We start from the raw sequence: 12577 nt of genomic DNA on the forward strand, positions 1-12577 counted from the left end.
CCAGTTTTCTCCCTTACCAATAGACATCATGGCATTAGTCGCCGTTCATCACGGATGGTCTAGCCCATGATTTCAAATCTCGTTGCTTGAAGCGACAATTCTTACTCGGTGCGCTCGCGTCGGCGCAGTAGTGTGACCCTCAGTTCCTTCGTTGCCTTCGATTGTGAAGTACCTCTGTGCCCAACCCAATGCAAGGAGTTCAAGCAGAATAATCAAGATTGTCAGAAAGTCTGAGAAGAACATGAATCCCATACAGCCTAGCAAGACTGCTGAGGTCAAATAGTTCCGAGTGAGTCGATTTCCAGCACTGATAAATCCTGCAATAAGTCCCCAAACATAGTTAATTCCAAAGATACCGAATACCCAAAAGTCGATGAAGTACTTGGATATGTAGGTGTGCACCCCATCGACGATCTGTTCGCTTCCCAAATCACTTATTTCAAGCGATTTTGGGGCCCAGAAGCCCGGCAACGCACTATACAAGAAGTTGAAGGAAGGGTGGTCATATGGATAAACGTGGACAATCCAACACAGGTTCGATAGTGGAGTAGATATGTATGAGAGGACCCAGAGATACGCTGCAGGCCAATCGTAGTATGAGTGCTTGATCCGCATGCCCAACAGCAGCGCTTCGCTTCCTAAGCTGTTACGAGTATTGCCAATCAGGTTTGCGAGAAGCACGGCAGCACCAAGGGTGGCTGCAGCCACGAGGTAGATTTTTTTTTGGCTGAGTGTCGTCTTGAGCGAGAAGACAACCAAAGCCTGAAAAAGCATGATGAGTAAATATCCACGGGAACCATAAATCAGGAAGCATGCCGGGGCATACAGATACAGTGCCCAGCGACGCGGTATTGAGACTTCAAGGGGCGCAGAGACAAAAAGCACAAGAATCGCTGGAAATAAGACCTGCCGCAGCGACCCGTACTCTTGGTAATTCAGTGTGTCGGCGCCGAGAAAGCCAAATAAAGGCGGCAGCCCAAATAATTTTAGGTTCATCAGCATAATCGCCAGCGTCACGATTATCGCTCCGAGATGGAAGCGTCGAAGTTTGGAGATATCGATCCGATAGGAGTTGGGACCCACCGGATAGTGTCCTATCGAGAAGTAGGCTAACCGTACTGTGGCATAACCGGCCAGAAACGAGCAGGCCGAACTCGCAAATAAGTAAAACGCAGTCGAGAAGTAGGGGTAAGATGTATACGACACACGCACTTGGAAGCATGCAAGCATCAATGCCCAGACCGCAAAAAACAGCTGGAATGGGTTGCAGTAAAAGGGTACGTCAGTATTTTTCCTGAATCTTCGCCATTCCGACAAAATCATTCCGCACTCCTCTCTACTAAGCTAACTCTGGAGTGCGGATTTGTAGACATCCAGAGTCTGTTGGGCTGCTTTAGGCCAAGTAAACTTGGCGGCCTGATGCAGGGAGGCTTCGCGCAGGGCTGCTCTAAGTGTCTGATCATTCAGGAGCCGATCCAGAGCAGCCGCTATCTCCTTCGTATTATGGGGGTCTACCATCAATGCTGCTGTTCCAGCGACCTCGGGTAAGGAGGAAGTATTGCTGGTGACTGTGGGCGTTCCACAGGCAAGAGCCTCCAGGACGGGTATTCCAAACCCCTCATAAAGTGAAGGGTACGCAAACACGGCCGCAGCAGCGAGCAGGGTAGGCTTATCTCGTTCGGCAACAAAGCCGGTGAAGAGTACCCGAGACTCAAGATTCAGACGGCGAACATTTTCGAATATCTCATCATAGAGCCACCCCTTCATGCCTGCGACCACAAGACTGGTGTTGGAGTTGCTTGCAGCGATCGTTGCGAACGCATTGACGAGTCTCAATAAATTCTTTCGTGGCTCGATTGTGCCGACAAACAAAATGAAACTTGCTGGCAGTGAATATCTGGAAAGTAGATCCGCAATAAGCGTGGGATCGGTAGACGGAACAAACAAATCGCTTTTGCCATGGTGGATCACCGAAGTGGATCCGCGAGGTTGACCGAATCTTTCTCGATAATCATGTTCTGCCGAACGAGACACAAAGATCAGACTGTCCACCCACCGCGCGGATGCCTTGATGAAGCGCCGAAAGATGAAGGTCTTCAGAGGAACATGCACTTCCGGCATGGAAAAGAAGGTCATGTCGTGGATAGTGACCACTGTTTTAGAGGTAAATCGGATGAGTGGAAATGAGTAATGCAAGGAGTGCACCACATCAATTTTGTGCTTCCATAAGAGGAAGGGCAAAATGAGCTGCTCAAGGAGTACGAATCGAAGAGGAAGTATTCGGAAGATCTTCGCTGGTGCCCAGATCATTGTTACGTTTGAATGGTCGCTATAATCCAAATCCTCATCGTCGCTCAGAGCCAGAATAAACAGGTGCGCATCGCGTTTGGCAGACACCAATTCCCGAATTAAATTCTCCGCATAAACGCCGACGCCGGCTCTTTTCCGAGCAATCACTGTCGCGTTGATCAATACGTTCATAGACTCGTTACACGGGGTATAACTATGTTGCAATACAATTTCTTTGCGGTCCTGAGGTATGCGTCTTTACGATCGTCTTTCTGAGAGCCCGGCTCGATCGTTAGACCACTCCCTCCAACCGTCGATTCTTCTTCGGCGTGATGTGAAAAGGCGTCGTTTCATCTCACTAAGCGTCACCGACAGATATTGAGATTTTTGGGGATCGAGGAGATCCTTGAAGGCTCTCCCTGTAAGGCGAACGATGCGTTCAAGCCTCGCCAGGGATCCAAGTTTCATATCCCAAAAGGCGCACTCATCCAGCAGCCCCGCCCGATATCGTTCGACGCTCATTCTCTCCTCTTTACGCAGGAGAGCAAGCTCATGGTGAACGATCACATCTCCGGCGATAAAGACCTTCTTTCCGCTGTTTGCGAGTTTATGAAACATGTTGAGATCGCTGATATCGAGGGGAAAAAATGGATCGTAGCCGCCAATCTGTCTGAGCGCAGCCACGCGCACGGTCGAGGCCGAGTTGACTGCGTAAGTCGGACCCGAGGCTGTTCCAACGAAATTGTTAGCATACCAGCGCGGCAACGCTCCCCCTGCCAACCTAAACGGCGAGAGAGTACGCCCGTCTCCAACGACTTTGGGAACAATTGCTCCGACTTCAGGGTGTGCCGCTTGCTCTGCCGCAATCTCGCTGATTCGTTCGAGAAAGTTTATGGGAACCGACGTGTCTTGATCCAGGGTCAATAGCCAATCGTAGCCCTCCACCTCGGCTATCTGGAGGGCTGAGTTATACGCTTGCGCCAAACCCGGATTGTGTGGTGCTGCCTGGTATCGGACATCTTCGGGAAGATCTCCCGTTTCCTGCCCCCCGGGTGTGTTGTCCTGGATGATAACTGCGAGCTTCAATTTCGAGTTTGCAGCTTGCCGTGCCGCAGCAAGCAAGGTGAGTAGACTCGAGGATGCATCAGGCCGGATCTTAAAAACAACGATCACTGCAAGCAGCTTTACTTCCGGTTGAATAGAGTTGCTTATCGATTCTTGCATCAGACCTTCAGTCTACTTGGGTCTCGGTATGGTCCTCATATCATTCGGCCCCCGGGATGTTTCGGACGACCCTACCAACGTAACCGGACAGCCTCCCGCAGTCGATCAAGCTTGATCGACAACTCTGGAACTTTGCGCATACGAGCGATGGCTGCGCGCAGATAGACCCAAAGGCAGGCACAGCAAAATCCAAGAACCGCGCTGCCTATCATCAGGAGCAGACGTGACGGACCGGATTTTCTATCCGGTGGTACCGCCCGATCGACCACCTGGATGATCGGCGCAGACTTCGCTTCATCAATGCGGGCTGCTTCATATTGTCGTGAGAGTAGCTCGAAGAGGGTGTCGTGATACTTAACTTCGCGTAGTTTTCGCGCATACTCCAGACTCCCTTCGGGAACTTTTCCCGCCGGAACCAGTGTGTCGCCGGGCGCCATTTTCTTCTGATCGTCTTGCTGCTTACTCAATTGCTGGCGCAGTGCATCGATCTCGCGTTGTATAGTGTAGACGCTGGGATTCTCATCCGTGGCGTAGGCACGCATCGCCTGCAGTTCTACCAAGCGACTGGAAATCTGCGCCTGGGTCTGTGCGATACTGCGAATAGCCATCTCTGCCTGACCGGAGACCGTGATCAAGCCGGTTTTTTCCTGCGTTTTCCTGAGATCGTCTTCTGCCGCGGCGAGTGCGCTTTTTTCCTCCGCCAACCGCTGATCGAAGAAGAGCCGTCGTTGACTCGCTTCGGTGATCGCGAGCTTCGAATTCATGGCGTACAACTCATCGACGAAGGCATTCGCAAGGTCACTCGCGCGCCGGGGATCATGGTCCTTGACGCTAATGCTGATCAAACCGTTCTTCGCAACTTCGAATATCGCTTGCTTCGCCAACTTTTTGCGTGTGTCTTCCGACCTCTTCAGTTTCCAGAGCGACTGCAGTTGGAATTTGGCAATTAGATGGTCAGCGATAGTTCGGCTTTGCAGGATTCCTACGTACATGTCCGCGGGGTTTCTGAGCAAGCTGCTTGCGCCGCCTCCGAAGGCTCCTAGAGCACTTAGCTGACCAGCCAGCAGGGAAGCGCTCGATTGTGGAGTCTGCGGCGGGAGGATGATTGCCACGGCGGTAAAGCTAGGCTTCATGGCGAATGCGATCAATGTCCCAACAAGCAGAGCGATCAGGGTGACGGCAATTATCCGACGACGATCCCTCGCCAGAACGAGCAGTATGTCGAGAGCAGGTGTTTCCTGTCTACCTTCCTCCGCAGCTCGTTCAAGGGCAGTTTCTGGTGGGTGAAGAGTGGCCATCCTTGTCATGATAACGCATCAAGGAGCGACGTTCGATTTGAGATCCAGGGCCTAAGCTACACGCGGGAGCTGGGCCAACTCTCGCTGGCTTCTGCACTTAGATGGCGCAGTTCATCCTCGATCATCATTCGGACCACATCTGTCATCTCGTATGTGGCTCGCCAGCCTAGCCGTTCGGCCGCCTTGGCAGGGCTTACCCTGCTATGGATGATATCTGCGGGTCGCAGGAGGCCTGGATCGATCGAGACAAACTCGCGCCAGTCCTTGCCAATATACTTGTACGCCGTCGCAATGAAATCCTGCAATGTCGAAGTGATTCCGGTTGCAATAATGAAGTCCTCCGGTACCTCGCTTTGCAAAATACGCCAGATAGCATCGACATAGTCGGGTGCCCAACCCCAATCGCGTTCAATGTTTAGATTGCCGAGCGACAGCCTACTCTGACTTCCTGACGCCGTTTCCGCAACCGAACGAATGATCTTTCTGGTTACAAAGCGCTTCGGTCGCAGTGGCGAGTCGTGATTCGACAGAATACCGGTACAGGCAAACATCCCATATGCCTGACGATAATTTGCCACCGTCCAATGTGCTGCCGATTTAGCGACGGCGTATGGACTGCATGGGTTGAACTGTGAACTTTCATTTGCTGGAGTGAGTCCCGTATCTCCAAAGCATTCCGTCGAGCCGGCGTTATACAACCGTGTCGTATGACCGGAAACCCTGATTGCCTCCAGTAGATTTAACCCGCCGAGAACGATGCTCTCGATTGTTTCGAAAGGTTGATCAAACGAGAGTCCTACGGAACTCTGGGCTGCCAAGTTGTAGATTTCGTCGGGTCGCACACGGCCGATCAAGCTGATTATTCCACCTACATCGCGCAGGTTCAGCGAGCTCAGCCGTATATCTTGTTTGATCGACAGACGCTGAAGGTTCGGAAATGAAGTCATCTCCGCATCTCTGGAGGTACCCCAGACGTCATACCCTTTGTCGAGCAACAGCTTGGCAAGATAGGTGCCATCCTGCCCCGAAATCCCACAAATAATTGCGCGTTTGCTCAAAGATGCTCCCTAGCTTCTTGTGCTACTCGTTGGTAAAGCTCGACGAACTCCAGCGCCGCCGCGTCGGCGGAATAGCGTTCCAATGCGCGATATCCTCGCGCAACCATCGTCAATCTCAGTTCTTCAGAGCTCAGCAGACGCTCAATGCTTTGACCGAACTCCTCGGGAGAGTTTGGGTCGAAGAAAAGAGCTGCATCCCCACCAACCTCCGGGAGAACAGTTGCGGAGGAACAAGCGACAGGGAGTCCCACGCGGAAGGCTTCGATGATAGGCAACCCAAGGCCTTCGAATTTGCTTGGAAAAACCATGGCTGTGGCGAGACGAAAGATCGCCTGAATCTGCTTGTCAGTGACGAAGCCGAGGAAGTGGATGTGCTGGGCCACTTCCAAGTCCATGGCGAGCTTCTGGAGCGTGTCCCGGTAAGAGTTTGTCGCTCCGGTAAAAACTACATCCACGGCGGTGCCGTGGTGTTGCTTCATCCACGCCAATCCTCGAAGAATCAACTCATGATTTTTGTGCGGCCAAGTGATTGCGGGATAGACGAGGAAAGTGGCAGGCAGGCCAAGCTCCCGTTGGACCTGCTGTACCTCCGTCTTAAGAGGGTTGGAATATGCTTCAAACGCAGAGCCCCAGCGGATGACGTCAATCTTTTCAGGAGGTATGTGGTACTGCTCGACTAGGTCCTTTTTCCCCCACTCCGTCTGGACGCACACTGAATGGGCCTGTTTGCAGAAGGCGGGATAACGAACTTGTCGTAAGCGAAGATCCTCTTGGGAGAAAAACTGTGGCAAGTGACAGTGCTGAAGATCCCAAGGCTGATAGATGCTCGGCACTTTGGTCAGATAGGCCTCTTGGCAGGGGAAGTGAACCACGTCACACCCCATTGACTCTACAAGGCCATCGCTGATCGGAATCATCGATGCGTTCGAGCGTACTTTGGTGTAGAGCTTGCGAAGGAGGGGAATGCTTCTAAGCGCCTTCTTTAGGGTTCCTGACGTCGAACCATTGGAGCTCGGAGCACTGACAATGGAGCAGGGTCCGAAGACATGGGGCCTCAACCATTCGACTGAATGGTCATATACAACAAAGAGATACTCCTGGTTCTTACCCTCGAGGCGACTCAACCCGTGTGCGAGTGCCAGCACAGCTGTTCCGACTCCCTGGCGCGGATCCTCGATCCTGAAATCAATTGCAATCTTCAACTTACCCATATACTCGTCATTATGCTTCCTCGCCCTCGTGCAGGGCGGCAAGCGGGAATGTGATTGCCTCGACGATAGAGAGCGCGGGAGACTTCAATTCAAGGCCTCTCATCGCCTTCGGAACAAAAAACAGGCATGGCAGCATATTGAGTAAGCCGTAACTGATGATAGTCGACCAGGGTACAGCGACAAGCCCGAAATATCGAACGAATATAAGCTTTGAAGCGACGCAACCAACCCCGAACATTAAGGCGACGATTATTTGAAATTTGATGACTGATGCGCCATTCAGGAACATTGCAATCGCATTTCCACAACAATCCATAATCGACCAGATCGCCATGCCGAGTAATAAGGCGAAGGGAGGTTGGATCCTTGATCCTACCCACCAATAGATCAGCTGGTGCGACAGAAGGAGAAGGATAACCGCAGAGCCGATCGAAGCGCCAAGAACAAGTGTCAGCGACCTACGTAGGGTACGTCGCACCCAACCCATGTCTCCTCGCGATATCGCCTCACCATATGCAGGCCACAATGGAGTTAGCAGCATCCCGCTCATCATAGAGACAAGCGCAAACATGCGCTGCGGAATGGCATATTCGGTTACGTTCACAGCACCCAACGTGTGGGCGATAATGAAGTTATCTGCTGAATAAGCAAAAGAAACCACAACCTGAAGCACAAAAAAAAGTGCACCCAGCCGCGCAATCTGTGAGATCGTTTCTCGAGACACCAGGTCGTGGGCTGGTCGTAAATCTGGCCGGGAAAAGCCGAAGAAATGAACAGCGTTCAGTAGCGTCGAAACAACAGGTGCCCCGGCGAGAGCAGCGACCAGTTCCGGAAGGCTCGCATGCATCTGAACGCCTAAAAGGACTGCCAGTAGGCCGGTCATGCTTCCGCACATCTGCCACAAACCATAGCGATAGCCCTGCTGAATTCCTAATTGAACGCGCTGCACAACGTCGAGTGCGATATTCAATGCAAAGCAGCTCGCGAAGACGAGCAGCGCCGGACCCGCCTCCGCCATGGCCTGTGGCGAAGTGACTCGAAATACATGAGCCCAATTTACAAACGGGTAAACCATCAGGAAGAAGGTCAGAGTCGAGGCCGCAATGACGCTGAGAACCGCCATCCCGCTCGAAATTGCTTTGCGGATTCCCAGAATGTCATCACGGCCAAAGGCCGTGGCCACTGAGTTCATGACTCCATTACCGACGCCGAAGTCAGCGAATGCAGCCATGGCAAGAACAGAGCTGATGGTCATCCACAATCCAAAACGCTCGTTCCCGAGATATTTGAGGGTTAGCGGAACGGTGACCAGCGAACTCCCGATCTGGACCAGCCGTGCCAGCATCGAGGCACTCCCTGAGAGGGCAGTACGGCGGTTGCGGTGAGCTGCGCGGATTGTTGCATCGTCCAGCGCGCTTTCGTGAATGCTTCGCACGGCAAGCCCCCTGAAGAGGTGTCCACGTATCATTAGGATATTACTTCGCTGAAAGTTGTACTGCGGATTAGGACCTGCCTGAAGATGGCTATCATTGGTGCGCTGCAGCTTCCAGAATACTATGCGAGCCATGTTGTTCAGCAAATTTTGATAATGCCATGGAGCTGTCGAGCATTCCTACCATACGGCACCCTAACCTCTAAGAATTTCGATTCTCTCGATGCTGAACGTCCCCTTCGAGACACCCTCCTCCGGATCCACCCGCAACATTTCCAAGATGCCGGTCCACCCCGCCACTAAAGACATGTCGAGATCATACGTCTTGTACCCTCCTTCCTCTGGATACAACCAAAAGTCTCGATGCTTGCCCTCGTTCCAGATCAAGTCGGCATCCGTCATGAAGTAAATTTGCCCGAATGCTCCCTTGGTTGCATTTTTCATCACGATCCTGACGAATGTTTTCGCCGAGATGGGTATCCCTAACCCTTCAGGGGACAAGATACTGGGATCGACGCCATCTATGGTTCCTTCGAGGCGGCCGCTGCTAACCTGAAGTTTGCTTATCCCCTTCCCAATTCGCCAACCTTCGAGGTTGCCTTCGGTACCGAACTTCCAGGATTTAGTGGCTGTTGCTTCTGATTCGGGCTGCCCGATATTTTTGTTGCCGCTCAATGTGATCTGAGTCGTATTACCGTCTCCGCCAAAAAACCGCGTGTTCGGCGCGTTACTGTATCTATTGTCAGATATCTTTCCAGTTGGGCAATTACCGTGTTGCCAGTTGGGAACTAAGATTTGATACTGTCCTAGTTTGCGAGCCCAATTGTTTCCTATGAAGGTGCTGTTGCTAATTACAAAATTACGTGTGTAGGGATCGGCGTTGTTTGGGGTAGCTAAGATCTCGATTGCCGGTCCGGCATTATTTTCGAAGCTACAACTGTCAACTACTATGTTCTCGTTACGACACTCGAAGTCGACAGCGGAGTTATCGGGACAGGGGTTGAACGGCGTGTTCTTTATCTTTACTTTTTGCAGAGTTACATTTTTCGAGTACATGATCTGCAATGCTGAAGTTCCTGTCGCGGCGTATTTGCACCCTTTATCGATCGTGGAATTTCTTATCGTGCATCCAGTGACACTTGTGAGGAACAGGCTGGCAAAGGATACAGGGTCAACAGTATTGTCATGCAGGTTCAAGTGCTCCATATAGACATCACCGAACTTATTGTTGAGTGCAAGGCTCCCGTCAACGCAGAAGTGATTACCCCAGTCAAGGGCAATTCCTGCGCCGGTGTTGTAGACCTCAGTATTTGTGATCCTGAGATTAGACAAGACGCGAGTCTGATTATTAGCCGTGTCCTCTACACCAGTCACGCCTATCCCGTAAGACCAACTTACGCGATCCGACTGCCCTCCATGTGGAAGTCCCATAAAGTCATGCGCCACGATATCGTCAAAATAAACTGATCGGTTGTTGTAGGAGTGATCGTAGAAAAGCACTATGCCCGCGCCGCCGTTGCTTACCTCGATGCTAGATACCTTGATGTAAGATGAGTTGTTGAGCCGCATGCACCTATCTGAAGGCTTGCCGTCTCGTTGTATCTTTGGCCTATCTCCAACCCCATATGTGGCGAGAGTAATGAACTGCTCGGGAGTTCCGACGCCATTGATCTTCAGTTCCTCGTGCCAGACGCAACCGCGTTTGAGCAGAATAGAGTCGCCCGGGGCGAAGGTCTTTGCGTTGATGTTCTTAAAGTTTTCCCAAGGTTCTGACATTGATGTGCCACTATTTTGGTTGCTACCAGCAGTATCCACGTAATATGTGGTACCAACCGCTCTTAATGGGACGAAGCGGGTTTCCATCTTCCTGCTTACTCTAAAACTATTGGGAAGCAACATTACGCCAGCAGCCATTCGCGTCGTGTTAGATAGGAAATTTCTTCTGTCTTTTCTCATGTCAGATCAATTCTTACCTGTTTGCCGATGTAGGTGTAGGGGATGATTTAGGATACCCAGACGGATGATCCCCGGATTACCGTAATTTAGAGCAGTTTGCCGCAAGCAAGAAAAGCTGACGGGTGTACGGCTGGTGTACCGGTTTAGGCCTGACGTCGAAATCGCGAAGGGCCATTGTGGGAGGAGAAAAGCCATCAACATAGGGAACCTCTGCACAAGTTCCCGCCTCGCGGCCTGCCTGCATAAAATGGAAGGATGAAGCGGAAGGCGCATTTTCGCAGACATTGGCGGCCCAGACGGGCTTCGAGAAGTACGGCCGCAAGAGCAAGCGGGAGCAGTTTCTCGACGAGATGAACGAGGTTGTTCCTTGGGCGCCGAAGGCGGGCAACGGTCGCCGTCCTGTGGGCCTTGCGATCATGCTGCGCGTGTACTTTGCCGTCTTTCTACGAAAATCCAGTAGCGGAACATAAAGCGCAGACGCACTTTGAAGGTTTTGCTCTTTCTATCTGATTTGCGTTGTGCGTTTTAGGTTGACGCACCCATGCACTATTAGAAGGTCCGTGTGCGTCACAGTTCTATGGAAATGTACATTGCGTTATGGGCCATCCATGCCGCGGCCGAAATCGCCCAACGTCGTTCGGTACACAGGTCGCCTGAGCCGCGCTCAGGGAGAGCGCGTAGTGGCGCTAAAGAAGCAGCTACATGCTTCCATTGACAACGAAGTATTCGATTATCTGGTCAGACGTTGGTCCTGGCGCTGATTCTTCCTTAAACCTTATTTGCGCACGGGCATCTGGTCCAGCCGGCCTACAAGGTCCTCAGCTCTCAAGTGCGTGTAACGTTTCAACATTTGCACGCTTTTATGTCCGCTGATGGCAGACACCTCTTGATCGGAGAAGCCAGCTTCAACGAAGCGACTGACGACCTCGTGGCGAAGGTCATGGAAGCGAACGTCGGCTAAGCCCTGTTTGCGTTTGATCTTGAGCATACTGGATTGAATTGGTAAGGTCGCCTCTTCCCATCTTTGCCCGGTTCTCCATAAAAGATCAGGTCGGTATCAATGGGGCGAGCAGGGGTGATTCATTGCATCGCGAAAAAGGTCGACTGCCGTCACGCTGAGTGGCACAGTACGTGGGGTGGTGTTTTTCGTCTCTAGCAAGCTCACGTTGCGCCTCTTGAGATCGATCTGCATTCGCCGAAGAGTCAAGATCTCAGACGCTCGCATTCCTGTTTCAAGAGCGATCCGAACGATCCAACGCAGCATTGGGTTGGTGTGTTCATCGACAGCGGCTAGTAGGCGCTTCTCTTCGTCGGGAGTAAGGCGGCGGTTGCGGCCTGGCAATGGAGCAGGTCGACGTATGTTCATCACAGGGTTCGACGGGAGTCCAATACCCCACTCCATGATCGCGATTGTAAAGAGATGCCCGAGTAAGGCGAGATACAGTCGAACTGTTTCATTCGACCGTGGCGTGGGCTTGCCCTTTTCGTCTTTTCGATCTTCGCCCGAGAGCGTTTCATCACGGAACTTCGCAACAATTTCAGGGGTAAGTGCGGCGAGCGAGTATTGGCCCAGATGCTTAATTAGGATCTTCCCGAAGGCGTTCTACCTTCGCCGTGGAGGGGCGCTTAGTGGGTGTCACTTCGGCAAGATACCGCGTTAGAGCATCAGCTACTGTAATGCGATCCGCAGTCGCCCGTCGAATGAATGCAACGCGCACCATTTCATCTTCGGTGCGTCGCGACCAGTCCTCGGCATCTCGTTTCGTGCGGAAAGTCTTTGCTGTTGTTGGCCAACCTGTCTTGCGGACGACAGCTTTCCAGGTTCCTGAAGGTGTCTTGACGATGGTTGCCATAACCCTCTACTACGAGTATTGGTGTACCGGCGCTGTACCGAAATTGTACCGACCTGCCTAAATTTCACTCTACCGGGTTCGAGCTAAGTCATTTAGCAAGAAACGTCGACTCCCGTAACTTGCTCAATATTATGGCATTTATATTCGAAATTAGGGTGGAAATTTTGGTGGGCCCGGAGGGATTTGAACCCCCAACCAAGGGATTATGAGTCCCCTGCTCTAACCGTTGAGCTACAGGCCCCACTGGGATAGGTTG

At 52.0% G+C, this 12577-nt stretch carries 9 protein-coding genes, 1 tRNA gene and 2 pseudogenes; 1 reads left to right on the plus strand and 11 read right to left on the minus strand.

Annotation, left to right across the window (positions count from 1 at the left end):
• Positions 1–72: 72 nt before the first annotated feature.
• The 8 genes from Q363_RS10030 to Q363_RS10065 all read right to left on the minus strand — a co-directional run bounded on the left by Q363_RS10030 (position 73) and on the right by Q363_RS10065 (position 10468).
• The gene (locus tag Q363_RS10030) at positions 73–1323 is read right to left on the minus strand and encodes an O-antigen polymerase (RefSeq protein WP_035349665.1); all 1251 of its coding nucleotides are present in this window, start codon (positions 1321–1323) and stop codon (positions 73–75) included.
• 21 nt (positions 1324–1344) lie between these two features.
• Positions 1345–2481 (minus strand): glycosyltransferase family 4 protein, encoded by a 1137-nt coding sequence (locus Q363_RS10035; RefSeq protein ID WP_051978618.1) that lies wholly within the window; start codon positions 2479–2481, stop codon positions 1345–1347.
• 66 nt (positions 2482–2547) lie between these two features.
• A complete protein-coding gene (locus tag Q363_RS10040) occupies positions 2548–3513 on the minus strand; it encodes a glycosyltransferase family protein (protein WP_035349666.1) in 966 nt (321 codons plus the stop codon).
• 71 nt (positions 3514–3584) lie between these two features.
• On the minus strand, positions 3585–4811 hold the full coding sequence (locus Q363_RS10045) for a GumC family protein (RefSeq protein ID WP_169746954.1): 1227 nt from the start codon (positions 4809–4811) through the stop codon (positions 3585–3587).
• Between the two features lie 56 nt (positions 4812–4867).
• On the minus strand, positions 4868–5869 hold the full coding sequence (locus Q363_RS10050) for a GDP-mannose 4,6-dehydratase (RefSeq protein ID WP_035349667.1): 1002 nt from the start codon (positions 5867–5869) through the stop codon (positions 4868–4870).
• Positions 5866–6786, minus strand: a complete 921-nt coding sequence (locus tag Q363_RS35975; protein ID WP_169746955.1) for a glycosyltransferase family 4 protein — start codon at positions 6784–6786, stop codon at positions 5866–5868. The genes Q363_RS10050 and Q363_RS35975 overlap by 4 nt, the downstream gene beginning before the upstream one ends.
• A gap of 304 nt (positions 6787–7090) precedes the next feature.
• Entirely contained in the window at positions 7091–8425 is a 1335-nt protein-coding gene (locus Q363_RS10060) for a lipopolysaccharide biosynthesis protein (protein ID WP_169746956.1), read from the minus strand.
• Between the two features lie 282 nt (positions 8426–8707).
• Entirely contained in the window at positions 8708–10468 is a 1761-nt protein-coding gene (locus tag Q363_RS10065) for a right-handed parallel beta-helix repeat-containing protein (RefSeq protein WP_157466722.1), read from the minus strand.
• 242 nt (positions 10469–10710) lie between these two features.
• Between Q363_RS10065 and Q363_RS10070 the strand changes: the two are divergent.
• Positions 10711–10902 (plus strand): annotated as a pseudogene (locus tag Q363_RS10070) (hypothetical protein); the annotation flags it as partial.
• Between the two features lie 341 nt (positions 10903–11243).
• Here Q363_RS10070 and Q363_RS46155 read toward each other — a convergent pair.
• The 3 genes and pseudogenes from Q363_RS46155 to Q363_RS10080 all read right to left on the minus strand — a co-directional run bounded on the left by Q363_RS46155 (position 11244) and on the right by Q363_RS10080 (position 12562).
• Positions 11244–11870 (minus strand): annotated as a pseudogene (locus Q363_RS46155) (site-specific integrase).
• Positions 11871–12045: 175 nt separating this feature from the next.
• Positions 12046–12321 (minus strand): hypothetical protein, encoded by a 276-nt coding sequence (locus tag Q363_RS42735; protein WP_211256160.1) that lies wholly within the window; start codon positions 12319–12321, stop codon positions 12046–12048.
• 165 nt (positions 12322–12486) lie between these two features.
• A tRNA-Ile gene (locus tag Q363_RS10080) sits at positions 12487–12562 on the minus strand.
• Positions 12563–12577 lie beyond the last annotated feature (15 nt).

It is taken from the genome of Edaphobacter aggregans DSM 19364 (assembly GCF_000745965.1).
Taxonomy (GTDB): domain Bacteria; phylum Acidobacteriota; class Terriglobia; order Terriglobales; family Acidobacteriaceae; genus Edaphobacter; species Edaphobacter aggregans.

Coding starts and splice junctions, on each gene's coding strand:
- Q363_RS10040 (WP_035349666.1), bottom strand. CDS start 3,513: ATGCAAGAATCGATAAGCAACTCTATTCAACCGGAAGTAAAGCTGCTT.
- Q363_RS10030 (WP_035349665.1), bottom strand. CDS start 1,323: ATGATTTTGTCGGAATGGCGAAGATTCAGGAAAAATACTGACGTACCC.
- Q363_RS10035 (WP_051978618.1), bottom strand. CDS start 2,481: ATGAACGTATTGATCAACGCGACAGTGATTGCTCGGAAAAGAGCCGGC.
- Q363_RS10045 (WP_169746954.1), bottom strand. CDS start 4,811: ATGGCCACTCTTCACCCACCAGAAACTGCCCTTGAACGAGCTGCGGAG.
- Q363_RS10060 (WP_169746956.1), bottom strand. CDS start 8,425: ATGCTGGCACGGCTGGTCCAGATCGGGAGTTCGCTGGTCACCGTTCCG.
- Q363_RS35975 (WP_169746955.1), bottom strand. CDS start 6,786: ATGATTCCGATCAGCGATGGCCTTGTAGAGTCAATGGGGTGTGACGTG.
- Q363_RS42735 (WP_211256160.1), bottom strand. CDS start 12,321: ATGGCAACCATCGTCAAGACACCTTCAGGAACCTGGAAAGCTGTCGTC.
- Q363_RS10065 (WP_157466722.1), bottom strand. CDS start 10,468: ATGAGAAAAGACAGAAGAAATTTCCTATCTAACACGACGCGAATGGCT.